This is a genomic window from Streptomyces polyasparticus (assembly GCF_014493765.1).
In the GTDB taxonomy this organism is placed as follows: domain Bacteria; phylum Actinomycetota; class Actinomycetes; order Streptomycetales; family Streptomycetaceae; genus Streptomyces; species Streptomyces polyasparticus.
Map to the genome: position 1 here is coordinate 1 of NZ_JACTVJ010000019.1, position 23650 is coordinate 23650.

The following is a 23650-nucleotide window of genomic DNA, read 5'->3' on the forward strand; positions in this document are numbered from 1 at the left end:
TTGAGGCCGATCTCCTGGGTGGCCATCGACTTGACCTTGACGACCTCACGCTCACCCGTGGCGCGCACGAGGTCCGTCACGATCCGGTTGGCTTCGTCCGCATCCGTGGCCCAGTGCACGGTGCCGCCCGCCGCGGTGACGGCGGCCTCCAACTGCACGAGGTAGGCGTCGAGATGGCGCAGCGTGTGGTCCTTGATCTGTTTGCCGGCCTCGCGCAGTTCGGCCCAGTCGTCGAGTTCGGCCACCGCCTTCGCCCGCTTGTCGCGGATGGTGTGCGTGGCGTGCCGGAGATTCGCCCGGAGCGTTCGGTCCGCGACCGCCTCGTGCGCGGCCTCGGGAAAGGCCGGCATGCCGACGAAGGTCCCGCTCATGCCGCATTCCCCTCGGTCTCGGCTGCGATTTCGGTTGTGTCGTCGTTTTCGGTCGCGCCGTCGTATTCGGTGCGCGCCAGGATCTCCGCGATATGCACAGGTCTGATCTCCGTACGCAGCCGGGTCATCGTGCCGCCGATGTGCATCAGGCAGGAGTTGTCCGCCGCGCAGAGGCGGTCGGCGCCCGTGGACTCGGCGTTGCGGACCTTGTCCAGGCCCATGGCCGCCGACACATCGGGGTTCTTCACGGCGAAGGTGCCGCCGAAGCCGCAGCACTCCTCGGCGCCGGGCAGCTCCACCAGCTCCAGTCCCTTGACCGCTTCCAGCAGCCTGCGCGGGCGGTCGCCCAGGCCGAGCGAGCGAAGGCCGTGGCAGGTCGGGTGGTACGTCACCTTGTGCGGGTAGTACGCGCCCACGTCGACCACACCGAGCACATCGATCAAGAACTCGGTGAGTTCGTAGGTCTTGGGGATCACCGGGGCCAGGACCCGCGACAGTTCCCCGCCCCGGCCCTCCGCCGCGGCCCGCTCGCCGAGCCGTGGATACAGCTCGCGGACCATCGCCGCGCACGAGCCGGACGGCGTGACGATCGCCTCGTAGGAGCCGAAGACATCGGAGTAATGCCGGGCCAACGGCTCGGCCTGATGGCGATAGCCCGTGTTGTAGTGAGCCTGCCCGCAACAGGTCTGCGCCATCGGGAAATCCACCTCGACGCCCAGTCTGGTCAGGAGTTTGACCACATCCCGGCCGGTATCGGGATAGAGCGTGTCGTTGACGCACGTCAGGAACAGAGCGACACGCATCGCGACTCCTCATCGGTCGGTCATCGGATGGATGCAGCGTACGCGCCGACCCGCCGCTCCGGGAGGCTCGATGCTTTATAGGAGTTGACTTATATAAGCGGTGGGTGGCAGCCTGAGGGCCGTGCACGCTTTCGATGTTCTGGGCGACCCGGTCCGGCGCCGCATCCTGGAGCTGCTCGCCGAGGGCGAGCGGAGCTCGGGCGAGGTGACGGCCTCCATCCGTGAGGAGTTCGGCATCTCGCAGCCCGCTGTGTCCCAGCATCTGCGGGTGCTGCGCGAGAGTGGATTCACCACCGTGCGTGCCGAAGGAACGCGGCGCCTGTACGCCGTGGACACGGGTCCGCTCCAGGAAGTGGACGCCTGGCTCGAGCGCTTCCGGGGCTTCTGGGAGCAGCGGCTCGATGCGCTCGGCACCGAACTCGCGCGGGGTAAGCGGGCCAGGCGACGATCCGGGCAACGGGACAGCAAATCGAGGGAGAGCTCCGATGAATGAAATCGCCGACCGTATCAACGCCATGCGGCGCGCTGTACGGGATGCCGACACCCCCAAGGGGCGGGGTCGCGCGATCGTGCTCAGCCGGGTCTACGACGCCGGAATCGAGGACGTATGGGAGGCGTGCACCGATCCGGAGCGCGTCGGCCGCTGGTTCCTGCCCGTGACAGGGGAGTTGAAGCCGGGCGGCTCCTATCAGCTGGAGGGCAACGCGGGCGGGGAGATCCTGCGCTGCGAGCAGCCGCGGCTGCTGAGGGTGAGCTGGATCTACGGCCCGCAGCAGGAGGACGGCTTCAGCGAGGTCGAAGTCCGGCTCACGCCCGAGGGCGAGGACCGTACGCGGTTCGAGCTGGAGCACATCGCGATCGTGCCGGCGGAGTTCTGGGACCAGTTCGGGCCCGGGGCCACCGGTGTCGGCTGGGATCTCGGTCTCGTGGGCCTGGAGATGTTCCTCGCGCAGGGCGCGTCCTTCGACCGGGCCGAGGCCCAGGCATGGAGCGAATCGGCCGAGGCGGGCGAGCTGATGACGGCCAGCAGCGAGGCCTGGCGCCTGGCGAACGTGGCGTACGGGGAATCGGCGGAGGTCGCGGACGCGATGGCGCAGGCGACGACGCGGTTCTACGTCCCCGGGCCGGACGGCGGCTGACGGGCGCGGCGACTCGGTCGGGCGCCGGTTTGCGATGCCGGCCCGGGGCCGCGATACCGGCCGTATGGCCTATCCCCTTGTCGGTGGCGGCCGTTAGATTTGCGGGCATGACCGAACAGCTCACTCCCATGCCCGAGGACTGGCAGCGCGCACTCGCCGTTGTCGCCCACCCCGACGACCTGGAGTACGGCTGTGCCGGAGCCGTCGCCGGCTGGACGGACGGCGGCCGGGAGGTCGTCTATCTGCTCGCGTCCCGCGGCGAGGCCGGGATCGACACCCTCGAGCCGGAGAAGTGCGCCCCGCTGCGTGAGCAGGAGCAGTTGGCCAGCGCCGCCGTCGTGGGCGTCGGCACGGTGGAGTTCCTCGACCATGCCGACGGTGTCATCGAATACGGCACCGCACTGCGCCGCGACATCGCCGCCGCGATCCGCCGTCACAAGCCCGAGCTGGTGATCACCCTCAACCACCGGGAGAGCTTCGGCGGGCGTTTCCTCAACTCGGCCGACCACCGGGCCGTGGGTCAGGCGGCCATCGACGCCGTCGCGGACGCGGGCAACCGCTGGATCTTCCCCGAGCTGGTGAAGGAGGGCCTCGCCCCGTGGAACGGGGTGCGGTGGATCGCCATCGCCGGTTCCGAGCGGGCCACGCACGCGGTCGACGCCGGGCCCGGGTTCGAGCGCTCGGTGCGCTCGTTGCTCGAACACCGTGCGTACATCGAGGCGTTGACGGACGAGGACCCCGAGGCGTACGTGCGCGGATTCCTGACCATGACCAGCGAGATGAACGCAGAGCGGTTCGGCGGCAAGCCCGCGGTGGCGTTCGAGGTCTTCGCGCTCTGAGCCGGCGCCCGCTGCGGAGAGCTGCAGAGCGCGGCCCCTTGAGAGCACCCCCTTCAAAGCACAGCCCCCGCCCCCTACTCTGACGCGACGTCAGAAACGGTAGGGGGCGCGGATGATCGACACCACCGGTACGGAGATCGCCGAGGGCGAGGAGCGGCTGCGCCTCGACATAGAGGACGGACTCGGCATCCTCACGCTCTGCCGCCCGGACAAGCTCAACGCCTGGAGCTGGGAGTCGACCCGCCAGCTCGGCCTGTTCGCCGACCGGATCCGCTTCGACGACTCCATCAGGGCGGTCCTGCTGCGCGCGGAAGGCCGGGCCTTCTGCGCGGGCATCGATGTCACCGCGCCCGGCGGAGCGATCACCGGACGGTCGGGAGCCGAACGCACCCGCAACTACTACGAGGGCATCCGCTGGGTGCACGAGCGGATGCGCGTCTTCGCCGGTCTGCCCCAGCCGGTCGTCGCCGCCGTCCAGGGCTACTGCCTGGGCTTCGGCTTCGAGCTCGCACTGATGGCGGACATCCGCGTGGCCGCGGACGACGCGGTGTTCGCGCTGCCCGAGGCGCAGATCGGCGTGGCGGTGGACGCGGGCGGCGATCTGCGGATCGCCAGGGATGCGGGCGCAGGCTGGGCCAAGTTCCTCGCGCTGACAGGCCGGCGGATCGACGCGGCCACGGCGGAGCGGCTGCGGCTGCTCCAAATGGTCACCCCGGTGCAGGATTTGGAGAAGACGGCTCGGTCGCTCGCCGCGGAGATCGCGGCCAATGCGCCGCTCGCCGTGCAGGGCATCAAGCGCGATATCGACCTCTTCGCGGACGCGGGCCTGACCGAGGCCCTCGAACGCACGGCCTTCGCGGCCGCCCTCACGCTCACCTCGGAGGACTCGCGGGAGGGATACACGGCGAAGGCGGCGCGGCGGGCCGCCGAGTTCGAGGGGAAATAGACCAGATTTGTTACCTTTCGTCCGCATCCGTGGCCCTGCTACCGGGGCCGCCCGACTCCGGAGCGGACCAATGTCATCTGCCTCTCTACGTCCGTACGGACGCCGCGAACTCTTCGGTCTGGCGGCGGGCGGCACCCTCGCCGGACTCGCCGCGGCCGTGCTCCCCGCATCGGACCGCGCGGCCGCCGCGACCGCACGCCGGACCCACTTCCGCGCCGTCGTCATCGGCTCCGGCTTCGGTGGCGCGGTGGCGGCGCTGCGGCTGGGGCAGGCCGGGGTGGACACGCTGGTCCTGGAGCGGGGGACCGACGGCGGGCCCGGGCCCGACGGGGGAGTCGAGCACCATCTGGAGTCGGGTCTCGACATGCTCGCCGGCGTGACGGTCGGCGGTGGCTCGGTCGGCTACTTCGGCATCACCGTGGCACCCCAGCGCCCCTACTTCGAGCGCCTGTACCCGAAGGGCCTGCGCTACGACGAGCTCGCCCGCACATGGTTCCCGCTCGCCCGCCGTATGCTCCGCGCCTCCGCGATGCCGCGCGACATCTACGACGCGGCCCCGTACACGCATGTGCGCTCCTGGGACACCCGGGTGCGGCGCGCGGGATTCACCCCGTACGGACTCGGCGCGGCTTTCAACTGGCAGGCGGTACGCGACGAACTCGACGGCCGTACCCGCTCCGTGGTGACCGCCGGCGATCCGGTCGGCGCCACCACCACGGGGGCCAAACTGACCCTGCGCCAGACCTATCTGCCTGCCGCGCTCGCCACCGGCCGGGTGCAACTGCGCGCCCGTCACGAGGTCGTCGGCATCACCCGCTCCCGGCGGGGCTACGAGCTCCAGGTGCGCCGGCTCGCCCCGGACGGCGGCGTGCTCGCCACCGAGGCCGTCACCTGCGAGCTCCTGTTCCTCGCGGCCGGCACCCTCGGGACCAACCGGCTGCTCGTGGCCGCCCGCGAGACCGGTGCGCTGCCCGAACTGCCCGCCGGGATCGGCAGCGGATTCGGGGACAACGGCGACCAGTTCACCGGCTGCGTCATCCCCGTCGCGCAGTCAGGGCCCACGCAGGGCGCGCCGATCGCCTCGATGACGCGGCTGCACGACGAGTTCGAGCTGCCGCTCCTCCTCGAATGCGGCCACTTCCCGCCCGCCGGTGACCGGGCTCTGTCGGTGTCGTTCGCGATGACGGTCGACACGGACCACCGCGGCACCTTCCGCTACGACCCGGCCACGCGAGCGGTCCGGCTGACCGACTGGTCCACGGAGAAGACCGCGGCGGCCCGTCGCTCCGCCCTCGCCGCCACGGCCCGGATCGCCGAGGCGACCCCGGGCTGTGTCCCGCTGCCGGACCTCTCGCCGCTGCTGCCCACGGCCCACCCGCTCGGTGGCTGCGAGATCGGCCGGGTCACCGACCTGGAGGGCCGGGTGCGCGGGATGAAGGGCCTGTACGTCATGGACTCGACCCTGCTCCCCGGCAACGCGGCCGGCGCCAACCCGTCGCTCACGATCACGGCTCTCGCCGAACGGGCGCTGGCGGGCATCGTCCGCGCGGGTGGCTGAGGGATCTCCCGTAACGCTCCTTGCGGAGCCGCCCCGGCGCTGACCGCAAGCCCCGTATTGCCTTGCCGCTCAAGCGGCGATGTCGGCTCAAGCGGCGATGTCGATTCAATCTGTGATGCCGGTTCAGGCTGCGATGCCGGCTTCGGGCCGGAGTGCGGGACCGAGCAGCAGCCCGCCGTCCAGGACGAACTCCGCGCCCGTGGCGAAAGCCGCGTCCCGGGAGGTGATGAAGAGCAACAGGCGGGTGATCTCCGAGGGTTCGGCGAGGCGGGGGATGGCGAAGGGGTCGGGCGAGTAGAAGTCGGCGATGGGTGCCTGGCCCGCGACCGTGGGTTCGTTGATCAGCGGTGTGGAGACGACGCCGGGGTGGATGGAGTTGACCCGGATGTTGTCCCGCCCCAGCTCCAGCGCGGCCGTCTTGGTCAGGCCGCGTACGGCCCACTTGCTGGCGGTGTAGGGGGCGTAGCAGGCCGTGCCGCCGTGGGCCATGGTCGAGGCGATGTTGACGATGGTGCCGCCACCGCCCCTGCGCATGGACGGAACCACGGCCCTGATGCCGAGGAACTGGCCGGTGACGTTGACGCCGAAGGTGTGCTCCCAGGTGCGGAGTTCGGTGTGCTCGATGGGGGCCGCCGGGTTCTGGACGCCCGCGTTGTTCACCAGGATGGTGACCGGCCCGAAGTGGTCCTCGACTTCTTGTATCGCCGCCGCCCAGTCGTCCTCGCTGGTGACATCCAGGTGGACGGACAGCGCCCTGCTGCCGAGCCGGGCGGCGAGATCTGCGCAGGCGTCGTCGCGGCCGGCGACGACGACATTCGCCCCCTCGTCGTGGTAGCCCCGCACATGGCTGCTTCCCATGCCCCCGCTGCCGCCTGTGACGAGGACGGTCTGACCCTCGAAACGTCCCATGACGCATCCTTCCTGGACTGATAATGATGGTGAGCTGAGTGACTCACCTCTTCACTCAAGGTAGGAGCAGGGGTGGAGGTGAGTCAAGTGACTCACCTCGCCGTGAGAGGCATACTGGGGGTATGACGGGACAGGGAGTGACGGCACAGCCGTCGGAGTACCACCGGCGCGTGGCGGCGCAGAAGCGGACGGCCATCGTCGAGGCGGCGACGAAGCTGTTCCTCGACTCCGGCTACGACGGCACTTCGCTGGCCCGCATCGCCGAGGCTGCCGGAGTGTCGCGTGCGACGCTGTTCAAGCAGTTCGCCACGAAGGCGGCCCTGTTCGAGGCGATCGTCACCGAACACTGGAAGGCCGACGACGAGGCCCCCCTCCCCGAGCCGGGGAACCTCCGCGCAGGGCTCGAGGCCATCGGGCGCCGATACGTGGCGCTGCTCACCCGGCCCGGCATGGCCGCCCTCTTCCGCATCGTCATCGCCGAGGTGCCCCGCTTCCCGGAGCTCGGCGAGACCCAGTTCAAGCTCGGCAAGATGCCCTACTTCGAATCGGTCCGCCGCTACCTGGCAGCGGAGAACGCCGCTGGTACGGCACGACTCGACGATGCGGAGATGGCGGCGACCCAATTCCTGGGAATGATCTCCAACTATGTGTTCTGGCCGCGGATGCTGCTCGCACACTGGGAGCCCGACGACGCTGCCGTCGCCGACGCGGTCGACCAAGCGGTGCTGACCATGCTCGCGCGATACGGAGTGCCCGGGAGCCGGGGCGCCTGAGACAGCCCTCGGGCGCCGGTGAGCACATGCCAGGCGCCGACGAACACCGCTAGCTTCCGTCGAACGGTCCGCGCCCCAACTGCTCCCGTATCGGCACCACTTCAGGCGTCACGAGGTCGCGGCGCTGCCAGTTCGCGCCGTCCACCACCAGTGTGTGTCCGCTGATGAAGCGGGCGTACGGCGAGGCCAGGAAGGTCGCCGCCCAGCCGAGTTCACGGGGCGCGCCCACCCGCAGCGCGGGCTGGCGGACGTCCGCGGCGCGCACGCGGTCGAGGTTCGCGCGGATGTCGGCCGTCATGTCCTCGTGCGGCATGAGGCCGGGCACCAGGCCGTTGACCTGGATTCCGTACGGCCCCCACTCGACGGCCAGGGTCTCGACCAGGTTCTTCACGCCGGCCTTCGCCGCCGCGCTGTGTGCGTAGCCGGGGCCGCCGGTCCAGGCGTAGGAGGCGCCGACGTTGACGATCGAGCCCGGTGTGCGGGCGCCGAGGTGGCGGCGGCCGAACTCGCGGGACATGAAGTACGTGCCGTTGAGGGTGATGTCGACGACTGTGCGCCAGGCGTTCGGGGACATGTCCTCGGCGGGGACCGGAAAGTTGGCGGCGGCGTTGTTGATGAGGACCTGGGGCAGGCCGTAGGCGTCCTCGGCGAGGTCGAAGACCTCGGCGATGCGGTCCGGGTCGCGGATGTCGCACTCGGCGGTCAGCACGCGACCGCCGAGTGCGGAGAGGTGGTGCTCGGCCGCCTTGAGGTGCTCCTGCTTGCGGCCGGCGATCACCAAGTCGGCGCCCAGGCGGGCGAATTCGGTGGCGATGGCCTTTCCCAGGCCGGTGCCGCCCCCGGTGACCAGGACGGCTACGCCGTCGTACGTCCCTGGGGGCAGGGCGCCGGCACCGGGTGGGGGCGGGGCGGGGAGGCCGGGGGTGGGCGCGTCGTCGTCCGTCATGGCGCATCGATACACCTGGGGCGTGCAATGTTCCATAGGCGGCCGGGTGGTCGGCTCAGGCGCCTCGGTCGGCCAGATCGTCGAAGACCAGCTCCGCGTTGATGAGGGTGGCTGCTCGGTAGCCGGCGCTCGCCGAGTTGACGACCATCTCCGCAGGTCCCATCGCATTGCCCACGATCCAGACGCCGGGGATGCCGCTGCGGCCCACCTCGTCGACGGCGGGGAACGGGCCGAACGGGGTCTGGTTGAGGGCGTCGCCCGTCAGGTCGGGGAGCATGTCGGTGCGGGGGACGGGGCGGGTCGCCGTGAAGAGCACGTCCCGGGCGAAGAACTCGCCGCTTGCCAGGCGTACGCCCGTCAACCGGTCGTTCTCGACGACGACTTCGGCCACCTCGCCGGACACCACCCGTACGCCCGCGGCCTTCAGCTGCTGCCACTGTTCGTCGGGCAGCTCGGTGACCTGGTGCAGGAAGAGCGTCACGTCCTTGGACCACTGGGTGACGAGCAGCGCCTGGTGGGCGCCCATCTCGGGGCGTGCGATCACTCCGAAGGCCCGGCCGCGCACCTCGTAACCATGGCAGTAAGGGCAGTGCAGGACGTCATGGCCCCAGCGGGCCGCCAGACCGGGGATGTCCGGGAGCTCGTCGACCAGGCCGGTGGCGATCACCACGCGCCGTGCGTGCACCACGGTGCCGTCGGCGAGCGTCACATCGACCTCGCCCCCGGTGTCCGGCGCGACCTTCTCCACCCGTGCGGAGACGATCTCACCGCCGTACGACTCCACTTCGGAGCGTCCGATCTCGAGGAACTCGGCGGGCGGCATCCCGTCCCGGGACAGATAGCCGTGCATGTGGGCGGCGGGGGCGTTGCGCGGTTCGCCCGCGTCGATCACGAGGACGCTGCGCAGGCTGCGCCCCAGGCCGAGGGCCGCGCTCAGGCCCGCCGTACCGCCCCCGACGACCACCACGTCGTACGACTGCCGCTGTGCCTCGGTGCTTCGGGTCATCTTGACCACCTCCGCTGCAAGCGTGCGGGGAGTACGGCAGAATGGGCAAGTGTTGTTGCTGTAATGGCAAAGGGTGAGAGGAGGCGGCGATGCCGGAGCACTCCGAGGGCGAAGGCGCCGAGGAGATGGACGTGGTGCTTGCCGAGGTGGGGGCGCGGCTGCGGAGTATTCGCAAGGAGCGGGGGGCCACCCTGGCCGGTCTCTCCGAGAGCACCGGGATCTCCGTGAGTACGTTGTCGCGGCTCGAATCGGGCCACCGCAAACCGAGCCTCGAACTGCTGCTTCCCATCGCCCGTGCGCACCAGGTGCCGCTCGACGAACTCGTCGGCGCCCCCGAGGTCGGCGATCCGCGGGTGCGCTCGAAGCCGATCGTGCGGCACAACCGGACGCATCTGTCGCTCGGGGGCCAGCCCGGCGGGCTCCAGGCGTACAAGGTCATCATCGAGGCGCCCGACCCCAAGCACGAGCACGCCGAACAGCGCACGCACGAGGGCTACGAGTGGCTGTACATCATCTCCGGCAAGCTGCGCCTGAAGCTGGCCCATCACGATGTGGTGCTCGGACCGGGTGAGGCGGCCGAGTTCGATACGCGGGTGCCGCACTGGTTCGACGCGGTGGACGGTCCCGTGGAGATGCTCAGCCTGTTCGGGCCGCAGGGCGAGCGGATGCATGTCCGGGCCAAACCGAAGCGGGCTTCGCAGGACTGACGTGGAAAGTACTCGCCGGGCCGTTCCCAGGGGGCAAGCGACCGCTTAGTATGCGCGGGAGACTTGTTCACCCCCTCTGTGGAGGCCCCGCATGCAGGCATGGCGAGTGCACGAGACCGGTGAGCCGGGCGAGGTGATGCGGCTCGACGAGGTGGCCACGCCCACCCCCGGCGAGGGGCAGCTGCTCGTCAAGGTGCGGGCCGCCAACATCAACTTCCCGGATGCGCTGCTTTGCCGGGGCCAGTACCAGGTCCGGCCGCCGCTGCCGTTCACGCCCGGCGTCGAGATATGCGCCGAGACCGAGGACGGCCGCCGGATCATCGCCAACCCTGCGCTGCCGTACGGCGGTTTCGCCGAATACGCCCTCGTGGACAAGGCCGCGGTGCTGCCCGCCCCCGATGCCCTCGACGACGCCGAGGCCGCGGCGCTGCACATCGGCTACCAGACCGGCTGGTTCGGACTGCACCGCCGGGCCCGTATCCAGGCGGGCGAGACGCTGCTCGTGCACGCCGCCGCCGGTGGTGTCGGCAGCGCGGCCGTACAGCTCGGCAAGGCGGCCGGTGCGCGCGTGATCGGCGTCGTCGGCGGGCCCGGCAAGGCCCGCGTCGCCGACGAGCTCGGCTGCGACGTGGTGATCGACCGGCGCAGCGAGAATGTGATCGCCGCGGTCAAGGAGGCCACCGGCGGCCGCGGCGCGGATGTGGTCTACGACCCCGTGGGCGGTGAGGCGTACGCCCAGTCGACGAAGTGCGTGGCATTCGAGGGCCGGATCCTGATCGTCGGATTCGCCAGCGGCGCGGTGCCTTCGCCCGGGCTCAACCACGCGCTCATCAAGAACTACTCGATCGTGGGCCTGCACTGGGGCCTGTACAACACCAAGGACCCGGCGGCGGTGCTCCGTTGCCACGAGCAGCTCACCGAACTGGCCGCCAAGGGTGCGATCAAGCCGCTGATCAGTGAGCGTGTGCCGCTCTCGCAGGCGGCCGCCGCGGTGCAGCGGGTCGCCGACGGGGTCACCACCGGCCGAGTGGCCGTCGTACCGGAAGGGGCGCAGGCGTGAGCGACGCAGCCGAACTGATCAGCCGTACGAAGGAGTTGCTCGCCGCGCACCCGCCGGCGACCACCGCGCGCGAGGACTTCCTCAAGGCTCGCTTCGACGCGGGGCTCGCCTGGGTGCACTATCCCGAAGGCCTCGGCGGCCTGGGCGCGCCGCGGGCGCTGCAGGCCGTCGTGGACGCCGAGCTGGAGGCCGCGGGCGCGCCCGACAACGATCCCAAGCGGATCGGCATCGGGCTCGGCATGGCGGCGCCGACGGTCCTTGCGTTCGGCACCGACGAGCAGAAGCAGCGTTTCCTCGGGCCGCTGTGGCGCGGCGAGGAGGTCTGGTGCCAGCTGTTCAGCGAGCCGGGCGCGGGCTCGGACCTCGCGGCGCTCGGCACGCGTGCCGTGCGGGACGGCGACGACTGGATCGTCACGGGCCAGAAGGTGTGGACGTCGAACGCGCACAACGCGCGCTGGGCCATCCTGATCGCCCGGACCGACCCGGACCTGCCCAAGCACCGCGGCATCACGTACTTCGTGTGCGATATGACCGACCCCGGTGTCGAGGTGCGGCCGCTGCGGCAGATCACCGGCGAGGCCGAGTTCAACGAGGTGTTCCTCACCGACGTCCGGATCCCCGACGCCCACCGGCTCGGCGAGGTCGGCGAAGGCTGGAAGGTCGCGCAGACCACGCTGATGAACGAGCGGGTCGCCATCGGCGGCATGCGCCTGCCGCGCGAGGGCGGCATGATCGGCCCGGTCGCCGCCACCTGGCGCGAGCGGCCCGAGCTGCGCACCCGCGATCTGCACCAGCGTCTGGTCCGGCTGTGGATCGAGGCCGAGGTCGCGCGGATCACCGGCGAACGCCTTCGCCAGCAGCTGGTGGCAGGGCACCCCGGGCCCGAGGGCTCCGGTATGAAGCTCACCTTCGCGCGCCTCAATCAGGAGATCAGCGGCCTGGAGGTGGAACTGCTGGGCGACGAGGGCCTGTTGTACGACGACTGGACGATGCGCCGGCCGGACACCGTGGACTTCGTGGGCCGCGACGCCGGCTACCGCTATCTGCGCTCCAAGGGCAACAGCATCGAGGGCGGCACCAGCGAGGTGCTGCTCAACATCGTGGCCGAGCGCGTCCTCGGCCTGCCTTCGGAACCGCGCACCGACAAGGACATCGCCTGGAAGGATCTGGCCCGATGAGCGATCTGCTGTACTCGGAGACCGAGGACGAGCTCCGTTCGGCGGTCCGCTCGTTGCTCACCGACCGCTGCGACGCGGCGCAGGTCATCGCCCGCGCCGAATCCGACCAACCGCACGACCACGACCTGTGGAAGACCCTTGCCGCGGACATGGGCCTCGCGGGTCTGCTCGTCCCCGAGTCCCTCGGCGGGCAGGGCGCTTCGGCCCGGGAAACGGCCGTGGTCCTGGAGGAGTTGGGCCGCTTCGTCGCGCCGGTGCCGTATCTCAGCAGCGCGGTGATCGCCACGGAGGCGCTGCTCGGCTGCGGTTCACCGGCCGCCGACGAGCTCCTCAAGGGGCTTGCCTCCGGGCGCTCCATCGGTGTGCTCGCGCTGCCCCTGTCGACGGCGCCTTCCACCTCGTACGTACAGGTCGACGAGGCGGACGGCAGGCTCACGGGCCGGATCGCGGCCGTGGCGGACGCGGCGGCGGCCGATGTGCTGCTCGTCGTCGCGGGGAGCGGGCTCTACGCGGTGGACACCACGGCCGAAGGGGTCTCGGTCAGCGCCCGGACGCCGCTGGACCTGACCCGCCCGCTGTCGGTCGTCACGCTGGAGTCGGCCCCGGGCCGTCTCCTCGCCGCGGACGCCGGTGCGGCGGTCCGCCGGGGCCTCACCGCCGGCGCGGCGCTGCTCGCATCCGAGCAACTCGGGCTCGCGGACTGGTGCTTGACGGAGACGGTCGCGTATCTGAAGACCCGCCACCAGTTCAACCGCCCGGTGGGCTCGTTCCAGTCCGTCAAGCACCGCCTTGCGGAGCTCTGGCTGGAGACGGTGCACGCCAGGGCCGCCGCCCGCAACGCGGCGGACGCGCTGGCCACGGGTTCCGAGGACGCCCCGCTCGCCGCCGCACTGGCGCAGGCGTATTGCGCGCCGGTCGCGGTGCACGCAGCGGAGGAAGCGCTGCAGATGCACGGCGGCATCGGGATGACCTGGGAGCACCCGGTGCACCTGTACCTCAAGCGCGCCAAGTCGGACGCGATCGCGCTGGGTGCGGCAGGGGTGCATCAGGAGGCGGTGGCCGAACTGGTGGATCTGCAGGCACCCTGAGCCGACGCGGCGTACCCTCCCCGTGCCGGTCGGCAGGGGGAGGGCAGCGGCGCATGGTGAGAGTGGGAACGCGGGACGAGGGCGGGCGTGCCGACCTGGCCGGGGCCGTACTGGAACGGGAAGGCACGCTGCTCGTCACCGGCCCGCCGGGCAGCGGCAAGAGCACGCTCCTCGCTGCGCTCGCCGACCGTGCGACGGCGCGGGGCGGCAGCGTCCTGCGGCTGTGCCCGCAGCCCCCGGACCGCGACGTGCCGTTCGCCGTGGTCGCCGAACTGCTCCGGACGCTGGGAGGACTCCCTTGCACGGAGCGACTCCCCGTACCGCAGCGGCAAGCCGTCGACCGTGTGCTGCGGCGGCATGAGGCGCCCTCGCAGGACGGGCCCGATCCGCTCGCCGTACGCCTCGCGCTCGGCGAGATCCTGGCGGCCGCCGCGCCCACGCTGATCGTCCTCGACAACGCCCACTGTGCGGACCCGGCCGGCGCGGGCGCCCTCGCCTGCCTCCCGTCGCTGCCGGTTGCGGTGGTCGCGGCCTGCCCCGATGCCGAGGGCAGTCCTGAATTCCTCGCCGGGGCACCGCAGTTCACGCCCGCGCCGCTCGCCGTCGACGAGGTGGCCGCGCTGCTCGCGGTCCGTGACCTGCCCGCCCGTCTCGCGGGCCGTGTGCACCGCGCGGGCGGCGGCAACCCGCGGATCACGCTGGACATCGTGCACGCGCTCGCCGCGCTGCCCGCGACTCCGCACACACTCGACGAACTCCCTTTGCCTGCGCGGGTTCGGACCATGGCCCGGCAACGGCTCGACGTCCTTCCGCCGCAGACGCGGCACGTGCTCCTGTCCGCCGCGCTCGCGGACCGGCCGACACCCGCACTGCTGCGCCGCAGCACCGGGCGCGATGTCGAGGACGAGATCCGCACGGCCACCCAGGCCGGTCTCCTCCGCGCCGACGGCGGTGAACTCCGCTTCACCGCCGAGGTGTTCGCCGCGCAGCTCCGCGACGACAGCAGCTGGGCCGACCGCTCGGCGGCGCACCGGTCCCTGACGGGCGCCGTGACCGATCCCGTCGCAGCCGCCTTCCACCGTGCCCTGGCCACCGACGACATCGACGCGGGACTCGCCGCCGACCTGGAAGGCGCCGCGCGCACGGCGCGTGCGCGCGGCGACCGGAGCCGGGCGGCCGAGCTGTCGCTCCTGGCCGCCCGCCGCACCCCGCCCGCGCCGCACGGGGATGCCCAACAGGCCGATGCCGTACGGAGATTCGTCGCCGCGGCCGTCGACGCGGGACGGGCCGGGCGGGTCGACCTCGCCCGGCGGGCCGCCGACGAGGTACTCGGTCATGCGACCGACGCGGCGGAGCGGGTCCGCTCCCTGCTCGCGATCCTCGACGCGGCCGGGCAGGCCCTGGACGACCTGGACGAGGTCTTCGCGCGGGCGACGGGCGAAGCCGCGGGCGATCCGGCCCTCCTTGCCGCCGTGGAACTGCGGCTGGCCTGGAAGGCCAATCTCTGCGACGGGGACCCTGTACGTGCCAGGGCCGCGGCCGCGCGGGCCGCGGCACTCGCCGGCCGGGGCGGGGACCCCAGGCTCGCGGCCATGGCGCTCACCATGCAGGCCCGGCTGGAGCGCATCCTCGGAGACCCCGGTGCCGAAGCCACCCTGGAGCGCGCCTTGGCCGCGCCCGTGCCACCCGAGCCCGACGGGCTGCGCAACCAGCCGCGCTACCTCCGGATCCGGCACGACCTGTTCGACGACCGGCTCGACCGGGCGCGCGACGGACTTCTCGCCTTGCTGCCGGTGGCCGAACGGTCGGGCGAGACCGAGGACTTGGTCGAGGTGCTGCGCAGTCTGGCCGAGACGGAGACCCGCGCGGGCCGGTGCGCGCCGGCTCTGCGGTACGCCGACCGCGTGCTGCGGATCACCGCCGAGGCCGGGATCTCGCCCGGACCCTCCTGGTACTCGGCCGCCTTCGCCGAAGCGGCGGGCGGCAGCTTCGAACGGGCCCGCGCCTACGCGGTCCGCGGCGCACGGGCCTCCGAGGAGGAACACGACCAGGTGTTCCTCTCCCGCAACCTCCATGTACTCGGCCTGGTCCAGCTGGTCACCGGCAGCGCGGCCGACGCCGTGGAGAACCTGCGCCGGGTGCGGGCGGCCGAGACCGCACAGCAGGTCGCCGACCCTTCCCTGCTGCGCTGGCCGGGCGATCTCGCGGAAGCGCTGGCGCTCGCCGGAAACGGCCCGCAGGCGGAGGAACTGATCGGCCAATACGGTTCCGTGGCAAGGGAGTTGGGTCGCTCCAGCGCCCTCGGCGGTCTCGACCGGGCGCGTGCGGTGCTCCTGACGCTGCGCGGAGAATCCGAACCGGCGGCAGTGCTCCTGGGGGAGACCGCGGCGCGGTTCGAAGGCCTCGGGCTGCCGCTGGAACAGGGCCGCTGCCTGTGGCTGCTCTCCCGCACCCGGCTGCGGCAGCGGCGCAGAGCCGCGGCACGGCAGGCGCTCGCCGATGCCCTCGAGCTGTTCGACGGCGCGGCCGCGCATGCCTGGTCGGAGCTGGTGCGCGAGGCGCTGGACCGGCTCGACGCGGGCGGTGTCGTACGGGCTTCGGCCGATGGACTGACCACTGCAGAGGAGCAGTTGGCGGGTGTGGTGGCCGAAGGGGCCAGCAACCGGGAGGCGGCGGCGCGGCTGCACCTGAGCGTGAAGACGGTGGAGACGATGCTCACGCGCATCTACCGCAAACTCGGGGTCCAGTCACGGGCCCAGCTGGCGGCGACGCGGGCCGTCCGGCCCTGAAGCCGCACCGGCCCCCGCCGTGTGCAAGGGATTCCTCTCATGCTCCGGGGCCGGTACGGGGAGCAGGCTGCAGTCGTGCGCCTGGCGTGTCTGCGTCAAGAACTGCGCGGCCTCCCCACGCTCGGGCGCACCCCTCCGCACGCGCCGGGCTCCACCCCGGCCCGACCCCGAGAGGATCCGCCCGTGAGCCACCGCCATGGCAGCACACGTGATCGCAGAACACGGCGCCCCCGTACGTCCGTTGCCTGGGGAGCGGCGGCCGCCGGGCTGCTCCTCACGCTCGGCGCCCTCCAGCACTCCGCCCAGGCGCAACCCGCACCGCCGAGTCCCGATCCGGCCCTTGTCGAGGCCGTCCAGCGCGATCTGGGGCTCACCCGGCAGCAGGCCGGGCAGCGGCTCGCCGGGGAAGCCGCTGCCGGCCGCACCGCGACGGCTCTGCGCGGACAGCTCGGCGATCGGCTCGCCGGACTCTGGTTCGACGCCGAAACCGGCCGGCTCGTCGCCGCCGTGACCGATGCCGCCGACGCCGACGCGGTGCGCGCGGCGGGAGCCGGTGTCCATATGGCCGAGCACTCCGCCGCCGAACTCGACGCCGTAGCCCGCCAGATCACCCGGCTCGTCGGCAACGGCAAGGAGGGTGTGCGCAGTTGGGGCGTCGACGTGCGCGCCAATCAGGTCCGGGTGGAGGTGGGCAAGGGCGCGGACGCGCGGTTCCTGAAGACCCTCGGCGTCTTCGGGGACAGGGTGCGCGTGGAGACCGGGGCCGACACCCCGCGCCAGCAGGGCGGCGAGGTGGCCGGCGGCGAGAAGTGGGTGCCCGGCAGCGAGAGTCCCTGCTCCATCGGCTTCTCGGTGACCCGCTCCGGCGGCGCGAAGGCCTTCGTGACCGCCGGGCACTGCGCCAATGACGCCAACCAGCCCGCGTACGGCAAGGACGGCACCCGGCTCGGCACTTCCAACAAGGGCGGCACCGGCAGCTACAACAACCGCGAGGGCGACTTCGGCATCGTCGACGTCGACCAGGCCGGCTGGAGTCTGAGCGGCAGGGTCGAGGGCTACGGCCAGGCCGACGTCACGCTCACGGGCTCGCAGGAGGCCGTCGTGGGCACCCTGGTCTGCCGCTCGGGCCAGACCAGCCAGTACCGCTGCGGGGAAGTGACGCAGGTGAACCAGTCCGTGGACTACGGCAACGTCGTCATCGACGGCCTGTCGTACACCGACGCATGCTCGGCCGGCGGCGACTCCGGCGGCTCGTACGTCACCGCCTCGGGCGGCAAGGCAGTCGGCATCCACTCCGGGGGCGGCAGCAACACCTGCGGCAGCTCCGGGGAGACCTTCACGATCTTCCAGCCGGTGAACGAGGCGCTGAGCAAGTTCTCCGCCGCCCTCGTCACGGGCGCCCCGCAGCCCGGCGAGGTGACCGTCGCGGCCGTCTCCGACCGGCACACCGCGGTCGGGCAGCGGGCCGAGGTCGCGAACAGCGCCGAGGGCGGTACGGCCCCGTACACCTGGAGCGCCGGCGGTCTGCCCGCCGGGCTCGCCATCGACAGGTCCACCGGCACGATCTCCGGTGCGGCGAGCGCGGAAGGGGTCTCGAAGGTGACGGTCACGGCGACCGACAGCGCCGGCAAGTCCGGCTCCACGAGCTTCACCTGGACCGTCGGCGACACGGGTGGCGGTGAGCTGTCGCTGCAGAACCCGGGCGGCCAGACCGCCTATCTCGGCAAGCCGGTCGACCTCCAGGTCGTCGCGTCCGGCGGCACCGGCACCCGTACCTTCACGGCCGTCGGTCTGCCGGCCGGTCTGAGCATCGACCGCGCGTCGGGTCGTATCACCGGAGCGCCCACGCGGTGGGGCTCGACCACCAGCCGGATCACGGTGACCGACGGGGCGGGCCGAAGCGCGTCCGCGGACGTCACCTGGTTCATCTTCTTCTGACCGTCTGCTCCGTCCGGCCAGCTGATCCCTCTGATCCGTCGGGGCCAGCTCATCCAGCGGATCCGGACCGCGCCCGCCGTACGGCCCGCAGTACTGACCCACCTCTTACATGCGGCATACTTGCGAACCGTTCGCAATAACTGTCGATCTTGAACAGGGGTGTGGGGCATGAGGGCCGCAGCGATACGGGGAGCGGGCGCACTGGCGGCGACCGCCGTACTGGCGGTCGCCGCCTCGGCCTGTTCGGCGCCGGCCGAGGGCGGTTCCGGCATCGCCGGCGCCGGGGACTCGGCCGTCGTCGGGATCGCGTACGAGCCCGACACGCTCAGCCCGCTGCTCGGCTACGGCAAGGACGGCAACGCCAAGGTCTACGACGGCCTGCTCACGCACGACGCGGACATGAAGCTCAAGCCCGCGCTCGCGGCCGAGCTGCCGAAGAAGAGCGCCGACGGGCTCACGTACACCTTCAAGCTGCGCGACGGGGTCGAGTTCAGCGACGGCAAGCCGTTCACGGCCAAGGACGTCGTCTACACGTACGAGACGATCCTCGACGAGAAGACCAACAACGCGTACAAGAGCGAGCTCGACGCCCTGAAGAGCGTCGAGGCCAAGGGGGACGACGAGGTCGTCTTCACGCTCAAGTACCCGTACGCGCCCTTCGCCGAGCGCACCGTGCAGGCCATCGCGCCCGAGCACATCGGCGCCGAGCAGGACGTGAACACCGGCGACCTCACGACCAAGCCCGTCGGCACCGGGCCGTACACGCTGGTGAAGTGGTCCAAGGGCGAGAAGCTCACCTTCAAGGCCAACCCCCGCTACTGGGGCGGCGAGCCGAAGGTCAAGAACTTCACCATGGCCGTCATCAAGGACGACGACGTGCGCGCCACCCGGCTGCGCAGCGGTGACCTCGACGGCGCGATCCTGCCGCCGAACCTCGCCGAGACCTTCAAGAACGACAGCGGCCGCAAGACCTACGAGGCGACCAGCTTCGACTACCGCGTCGTGACGCTGCCGACCGGCAACAAGGTCGCGGGCGACACGGACATCCGCCGCGCCCTCGACGTCGCCGTGGACCGCAAGGCCATGGTCGACGCGATCCTCGACGGCGCCGGCAAGGAGGCCTACGGGCCCGTGCCGACGGACAGCGAGTGGTTCACGAAGGGCACCGAACGCGCCCATGACCTGAAGCGGGCCGAGAAGATCCTCGACGAGGCCGGCTGGAAGAAGGGCTCCGACGGGATCCGCGAGAAGGACGGCGTCCGTGCCTCCTTCCCGCTCTGGTACGTCTCCGGCGACAAGCTCCGCCAGGACCACGCCCTCGCCTACGCCTCCGACGCCAAGAAGGCCGGTGTCGAGATCAAGGTGCAGGCCGGCACCTGGGAGGTCATCCAGCCGCGGATGGACCGCGACGCGGTGCTCGCCGGCGGCGGCGCGCCCGCCGACCCCGACTTCGACCAGTACGCGATGCTCCACTCGAAGTTCGTCGGCGGCAACGACTTCAACAACATGGGCGACTACGACAACCCGGCCGTCGACAAGGCGCTCAAGGAAGGCCGTACGACCGACGACGCGGCCGGGCGGAAGGCCGCGTACGACACCGTCCAGCGCGAGCTGGTGAAGGACCCCGGCTACACCTTCCTCACCCACATCGACCACGTGTACGTCGTGAACGACACGTTCGGGCAGCTCAGCACCCAGGTCGAGCCGCACGACCACGGCTTCGCGACCGGTCCCTGGTGGAACGTCGAGGACTGGCAGCCGAAGAAGTGACCTCCCGTATCCCCTGGGCGCCGATGGCGCGCATGGCGGGGCGGCGGGCGCTGTTCGCCGTCCCCGTCCTGCTCGCCGTCACGTTCGGCGTGTTCGCCATCGCCGCCGCCTCGCCCTTCGACCCCGTGAAGGCCTACGCCGGTACGGGCGGCCTGACGGCCTCCGAGCAGACCCTTGACCAGCTGCGCGCCAACCTCGGCGTCGACCAGCCGCTGATCACGCGCTGGTGGGACTGGCTGACCGGCGCGCTCGGCGGTGACTTCGGCGAATCGATGGTGATGCGCCAGCCCGTCGGGCAGGTGATCGGGGAACGGCTCGGCTGGTCCGTCCTGCTCGCCGCGACCGCGTTCCTGCTCGCCATCCTCATCGGGACGACGCTCGGTGTGCTCGCCGCGCGCCGCCCCGGCGGCTGGCTCGACCGCGCCGTCACCTCCCTCGCGTACGGACTCGAGGCCGCCCCGCCGTTCTGGCTCGGGCTGCTCGCGGTGTGGTTCTTCGCCCTGAAGCTCGGGGTCCTTCCGGCCGGCGGTCTCACCGACACCGGCTCGACCGTGGTCAGCGCGGGACAGGTGGCCACTCATCTGGTGCTGCCCGCCTGCGTCCTTGCCGTATCGCAGCTGCCGTGGTTCGTCCTGTACGTACGGCAGAGCGTCGGCGACGCCCTGGAGGAGGACCCCGTACGCGGGGCGCGTGCGCGCGGACTCGCCGAGCGGACCGTGCTGCTCGGGCACGCGTTGCGCTCCGGACTCCTTCCGGTGCTCACGCTGATCGGGTCGCGGGTGCCCGAACTCATCACCGGGGCGCTCCTGGTGGAGACCGTCTTCAGCTGGCCCGGAATCGCCGCCGCCACCGTCGAGGCGGCGACCTCCGTGGACTTCCCGCTGCTCGCCGCGCTCACCGTGCTCGCCACGGCCGCGGTGCTGCTCGGCAATCTCGTCGCGGACCTGCTCTACGGGCTCGCCGATCCGAGGGTGGGTTTCGATGGCTGAGATCACTGAGCCCGCTTGGCGGGCACGGGGTGTGCGCCGTCGCTCCACCCGCACCTGGCGTATCCGCACCTCCGCGGTGATCACGCTTGCCGTGGGGCTCGCCGTGCTGCTCGTGCCGCCGCTCGTGCAGCTCGACGAGCAGGCCGTGGACCTCGCCGCCAAGCTGCAACCGCCGTCCCTCGCCCACCCGTTCGGCACCGACGACGTGGGCCGTGACCTGCTCCTGCGCTGTGTCTACGGGCTGCGGGTCTCGCTGCTCGTCGGACTGGTCGCGGCGGTCGTGGCCACCGTGATCGGGACCGCCGTCGGTGCGGCCGCAGGCGCCTTCGGAGGGCGCGTCGACCGGCTGGTGATGCGGCTCGTCGACCTGTTCTCCTCCGTGCCGCACCTGCTGCTCGGGATCTTCATCGTGGCGATGTTCCGGCCCGGGGTCTGGCCCGTGGTGATCTCGGTGGCGCTGACGCACTGGCTGTCGACGGCCCGTATCGTGCGCGCCGAAGTCCTCTCGCTGCGCGCGCGTCCGTATGTCGACGCGGCGATCTCCGGCGGCGCCTCGCGCGTGCGGGTGGCGGTGCGGCATCTGCTTCCGGGCGTCCTTCCGCAGGCCGGACTCGCGGCCGTCCTGATGGTGCCGCACGCCGTCTGGCACGAGTCCGCGCTGTCCTTCCTCGGCCTCGGACTGCCCACCCACCAGGCCAGTCTCGGCACCCTCGTCCAGTCCGCGCGCGGCTCGCTGCTCGCGGGGGACTGGTGGCCGACGCTCTTCCCCGGCCTGTTCATCATCGTGCCGACCCTCGCGATCGCGGGGCTCGCGGGCGCGTGGCGGGAGCGGCTGAATCCGCGCCGGCGATCGGAGTTGATGCTGTGACCACGTCCGAGGCGGGGGCCCCGCCTGTGCTCGATGTACGAGGGCTTTCGGTGCGCTTCCGGATGCGCGGCGGGCGGTACATCCGGGCCGTCACCGACGCCCGCTTCAGCCTGGCCGCCGGTGAACGGCTCGCGCTCGTGGGGGAGTCGGGGTGCGGCAAGTCCGTGCTCGCCTCCGCGCTGCTCGGACTGCTGCCCGAGAACGCCGAGACGGCGGGGTCCGCGGTCCTGAGCGACGAGACGGATCTGCTCGCCGCCGACGAACGGACCCTCGCGCGCGCGATACGGGGCCGCAAGGTCGGGCTCGTCCCGCAGTCGCCCGCGGCGCACCTCACGCCCGTGCGGACGGTCAGCTCCCAACTGGAGGAGACCGTACGGGAGTTGCTGCGCACGCCTCGGTCTTCGCTGCGCGCGGCGGCCGAAGAGGCGGCCGAGCGGGCCGCCTTTCCCGTGGACCACCTCGACCGCCACCCGCACGAGCTGTCCGGCGGACTCGCCCAGCGCGCGGCCACCGCGCTCGCCCTGATCGGCGATGCCCCGCTGCTGCTTGCCGACGAGCCCACCACCGGACTCGACCGCGACCTCGTCGAGCGCACCGTCGACGAACTCGCCCGGCACACCGGCGCGTCCCGCGCCCTCCTGATGATCACGCACGATCTGGCGGCGGCCGAGCGGATCGCCGACCGGATCGCCGTGATGTACGCGGGCCGGATCGTCGAGATCGCCGACGCCGAGGACTTCTTCGGCACCCGCGGCCCCCGCCACCCGTACGCCCGGGGTCTGCTGGACGCCCTGCCCGAGCGGAACTTCATCCCCATCCCCGGGACGCCGCCCGAGCTGGGGGCGCTGCCCGAAGGGTGCGCGTACGCCGAGCGGTGCCCGCGGGCGAGCTCGGAGTGCGGGGCGCAGCCGGTGCTTGTGGGTGGGGTGGCCTGCCATCACTCGGAGGCTGGCGTCGGTGCCGCGGGGGCTGAGGGCGGTGCGGCGGGGGCTGACGGCGGTGTGGCGGAGGCTGACGGCGGTGCGGCGGGGGCTGCCGTCGGCGCCGCGGAGTCCAGGGAGCCCAGGGAGCCCAGGGAGCCTATGGAGTCCATGGAGGCCGGACATGCTTGAGCTGGACGCGATCACCGCCGGGTATGAGCGCGGCAAGCCCGTCATCGCCGGTATTTCCCTGACCGTGCAGCCCGGCGAGTCCGTCGGACTCCTGGGCCCCAGCGGCTGCGGCAAGTCCACCCTCGCCCGGGTCGCGGCGCTCCTGCACCGCCCCGACGCCGGACGCGTCGTGATCGACGGGACGGAGGCGGGCGGCTGGCGCCACCGCGCGCCGCGTGCGCAGCGGACGGCCTTCGGCGTGGTCTTCCAGCAGCCCAGGCTGTCCGCCGATCCGCGCCTCACGCTCGCCGATCTGATCGCCGAGCCGCTGCGGGCGAACGGGCGGTCCGGTGAACCAGCGGACAAGGTGCGGGAGTTCGCCGCACGCGTCGGCCTCACCGAGGACCTCCTCGGCCGCCGCCCGCACGAGGTCAGCGACGGCCAGCTGCAACGTGCCTGCGTGGCGCGCGCGTTGATCCTCCGCCCGCGCTGGCTCGTCTGCGACGAGATGACCGCGATGCTGGACGCCTCCACCACGGCCGCCCTCGTCCACGCCGTGGAGTCCTACCGCACCGAAACCGGCGCGGGCCTCCTCGCCGTGGGCCACGACCGCGTCCTCCTGAACCGCTGGTGTGACCGGACGGTCGACTGGTCCACGCTGGCGTCCTGAGTTCGACGCTCATCGCATGTCGGTCCGCTCGGGCATGATCGGCTCCTACCGGACTGTGCGATGGGGTGGTGTGACGTGGACGGGTGGCGGACCGATCTGGCGTTCGAGACGTGCAGGGCCTTGGTGGAGGGGGCCGAGCTGTCCTCGTTCGTGGGCGGGCCGCATGACGTGCGACATGCGGACAGCCGCCGCGCTCGCGATCCCGTTCTCGG

21 protein-coding genes and 1 pseudogene are annotated in these 23650 nt (G+C 71.8%); 17 read left to right on the forward strand and 5 right to left on the reverse strand.

Annotated elements, in window-relative coordinates:
- Both H9Y04_RS32895 and H9Y04_RS32900 read right to left on the reverse strand, forming a co-directional pair.
- Window positions 1-371, reverse strand: a pseudogene (locus H9Y04_RS32895) ((4Fe-4S)-binding protein); the annotation flags it as partial.
- A complete protein-coding gene (locus H9Y04_RS32900) occupies window positions 368-1174 on the reverse strand; it encodes a (Fe-S)-binding protein (protein WP_187817791.1) in 807 nt (268 codons plus the stop codon). The gene H9Y04_RS32900 and the pseudogene H9Y04_RS32895, both read right to left, overlap by 4 nt.
- Before the next feature lie 121 nt (window positions 1175-1295).
- Here H9Y04_RS32900 and H9Y04_RS32905 point away from each other — a divergent pair, with 121 nt between their 5' ends.
- The 5 genes from H9Y04_RS32905 (at window position 1296) to H9Y04_RS32925 (ending at window position 5656) form a co-directional block, all read left to right on the forward strand.
- The gene (locus H9Y04_RS32905; protein WP_438818183.1) at window positions 1296-1667 is read left to right on the forward strand and encodes an ArsR/SmtB family transcription factor; all 372 of its coding nucleotides are present in this window, start codon (window positions 1296-1298) and stop codon (window positions 1665-1667) included.
- The gene (locus tag H9Y04_RS32910) at window positions 1660-2313 is read left to right on the forward strand and encodes an SRPBCC family protein (RefSeq protein ID WP_187817792.1); all 654 of its coding nucleotides are present in this window, start codon (window positions 1660-1662) and stop codon (window positions 2311-2313) included. Before H9Y04_RS32905 ends, H9Y04_RS32910 begins: the two co-directional genes overlap by 8 nt.
- Before the next feature lie 107 nt (window positions 2314-2420).
- Window positions 2421-3152, forward strand: a complete 732-nt coding sequence (locus tag H9Y04_RS32915; protein WP_187817793.1) for a PIG-L deacetylase family protein — start codon at window positions 2421-2423, stop codon at window positions 3150-3152.
- A gap of 112 nt (window positions 3153-3264) precedes the next feature.
- A complete protein-coding gene (locus tag H9Y04_RS32920) occupies window positions 3265-4098 on the forward strand; it encodes an enoyl-CoA hydratase/isomerase family protein (protein ID WP_187817794.1) in 834 nt (277 codons plus the stop codon).
- Window positions 4099-4168: 70 nt separating this feature from the next.
- Window positions 4169-5656 (forward strand): GMC oxidoreductase, encoded by a 1488-nt coding sequence (locus tag H9Y04_RS32925; protein ID WP_187817795.1) that lies wholly within the window; start codon window positions 4169-4171, stop codon window positions 5654-5656.
- Between the two features lie 123 nt (window positions 5657-5779).
- On the opposite strand, the gene H9Y04_RS32930 is transcribed toward H9Y04_RS32925, so the two are convergent.
- Window positions 5780-6565 (reverse strand): SDR family NAD(P)-dependent oxidoreductase, encoded by a 786-nt coding sequence (locus tag H9Y04_RS32930; RefSeq protein WP_187817796.1) that lies wholly within the window; start codon window positions 6563-6565, stop codon window positions 5780-5782.
- A gap of 137 nt (window positions 6566-6702) precedes the next feature.
- Here H9Y04_RS32930 and H9Y04_RS32935 point away from each other — a divergent pair, with 137 nt between their 5' ends.
- Window positions 6703-7338 (forward strand): TetR/AcrR family transcriptional regulator, encoded by a 636-nt coding sequence (locus H9Y04_RS32935; protein WP_187817996.1) that lies wholly within the window; start codon window positions 6703-6705, stop codon window positions 7336-7338.
- A 49-nt stretch (window positions 7339-7387) separates the two neighbouring features.
- Here the strand turns inward: H9Y04_RS32935 and H9Y04_RS32940 are convergent, their stop codons facing one another.
- Both H9Y04_RS32940 and H9Y04_RS32945 read right to left on the reverse strand, forming a co-directional pair.
- Window positions 7388-8284 carry an SDR family oxidoreductase gene (locus H9Y04_RS32940; protein ID WP_187817797.1) on the reverse strand — a complete coding sequence of 299 codons (897 nt, stop codon included), beginning with the start codon at window positions 8282-8284 and terminating at the stop codon, window positions 7388-7390.
- A gap of 55 nt (window positions 8285-8339) precedes the next feature.
- Complete coding sequence (locus H9Y04_RS32945; RefSeq protein ID WP_187817798.1) at window positions 8340-9290, reverse strand: NAD(P)/FAD-dependent oxidoreductase; 951 nt, start codon at window positions 9288-9290, stop codon at window positions 8340-8342.
- A gap of 89 nt (window positions 9291-9379) precedes the next feature.
- Between H9Y04_RS32945 and H9Y04_RS32950 the strand changes: the two genes are divergently transcribed.
- The 11 genes from H9Y04_RS32950 to H9Y04_RS33000 all read left to right on the forward strand — a co-directional run bounded on the left by H9Y04_RS32950 (window position 9380) and on the right by H9Y04_RS33000 (window position 23438).
- Window positions 9380-9997, forward strand: a complete 618-nt coding sequence (locus H9Y04_RS32950; RefSeq protein WP_187817799.1) for a helix-turn-helix domain-containing protein — start codon at window positions 9380-9382, stop codon at window positions 9995-9997.
- A gap of 91 nt (window positions 9998-10088) precedes the next feature.
- On the forward strand, window positions 10089-11057 hold the full coding sequence (locus H9Y04_RS32955; protein ID WP_187817800.1) for an NADPH:quinone oxidoreductase family protein: 969 nt from the start codon (window positions 10089-10091) through the stop codon (window positions 11055-11057).
- Entirely contained in the window at window positions 11054-12235 is a 1182-nt protein-coding gene (locus H9Y04_RS32960; RefSeq protein WP_187817801.1) for an acyl-CoA dehydrogenase family protein, read from the forward strand. The genes H9Y04_RS32955 and H9Y04_RS32960 overlap by 4 nt, the downstream gene beginning before the upstream one ends.
- Window positions 12232-13323, forward strand: coding sequence for an acyl-CoA dehydrogenase family protein (locus H9Y04_RS32965; RefSeq protein WP_187817802.1), 1092 nt, complete (start codon window positions 12232-12234; stop codon window positions 13321-13323). Before H9Y04_RS32960 ends, H9Y04_RS32965 begins: the two co-directional genes overlap by 4 nt.
- 53 nt (window positions 13324-13376) lie before the next feature.
- Window positions 13377-16112 carry an AAA family ATPase gene (locus tag H9Y04_RS32970; RefSeq protein ID WP_187817803.1) on the forward strand — a complete coding sequence of 912 codons (2736 nt, stop codon included), beginning with the start codon at window positions 13377-13379 and terminating at the stop codon, window positions 16110-16112.
- A 183-nt stretch (window positions 16113-16295) separates the two neighbouring features.
- Complete coding sequence (locus tag H9Y04_RS32975) at window positions 16296-18050, forward strand: putative Ig domain-containing protein (protein WP_308801384.1); 1755 nt, start codon at window positions 16296-16298, stop codon at window positions 18048-18050.
- A 168-nt stretch (window positions 18051-18218) separates the two neighbouring features.
- On the forward strand, window positions 18219-19820 hold the full coding sequence (locus H9Y04_RS32980; RefSeq protein ID WP_187817805.1) for an ABC transporter substrate-binding protein: 1602 nt from the start codon (window positions 18219-18221) through the stop codon (window positions 19818-19820).
- Window positions 19821-19843: 23 nt separating this feature from the next.
- Window positions 19844-20809: an ABC transporter permease gene (locus H9Y04_RS32985; RefSeq protein ID WP_187817998.1), complete on the forward strand. Its 966-nt coding sequence runs from the start codon at window positions 19844-19846 to the stop codon at window positions 20807-20809.
- Complete coding sequence (locus H9Y04_RS32990; RefSeq protein WP_187817806.1) at window positions 20802-21677, forward strand: ABC transporter permease; 876 nt, start codon at window positions 20802-20804, stop codon at window positions 21675-21677. The genes H9Y04_RS32985 and H9Y04_RS32990 overlap by 8 nt, the downstream gene beginning before the upstream one ends.
- 62 nt (window positions 21678-21739) lie before the next feature.
- Window positions 21740-22789 carry an ABC transporter ATP-binding protein gene (locus tag H9Y04_RS32995; RefSeq protein ID WP_187817997.1) on the forward strand — a complete coding sequence of 350 codons (1050 nt, stop codon included), beginning with the start codon at window positions 21740-21742 and terminating at the stop codon, window positions 22787-22789.
- The gene (locus H9Y04_RS33000; RefSeq protein WP_187817807.1) at window positions 22782-23438 is read left to right on the forward strand and encodes an ABC transporter ATP-binding protein; all 657 of its coding nucleotides are present in this window, start codon (window positions 22782-22784) and stop codon (window positions 23436-23438) included. The genes H9Y04_RS32995 and H9Y04_RS33000 overlap by 8 nt, the downstream gene beginning before the upstream one ends.
- Window positions 23439-23650: the final 212 nt, after the last annotated feature.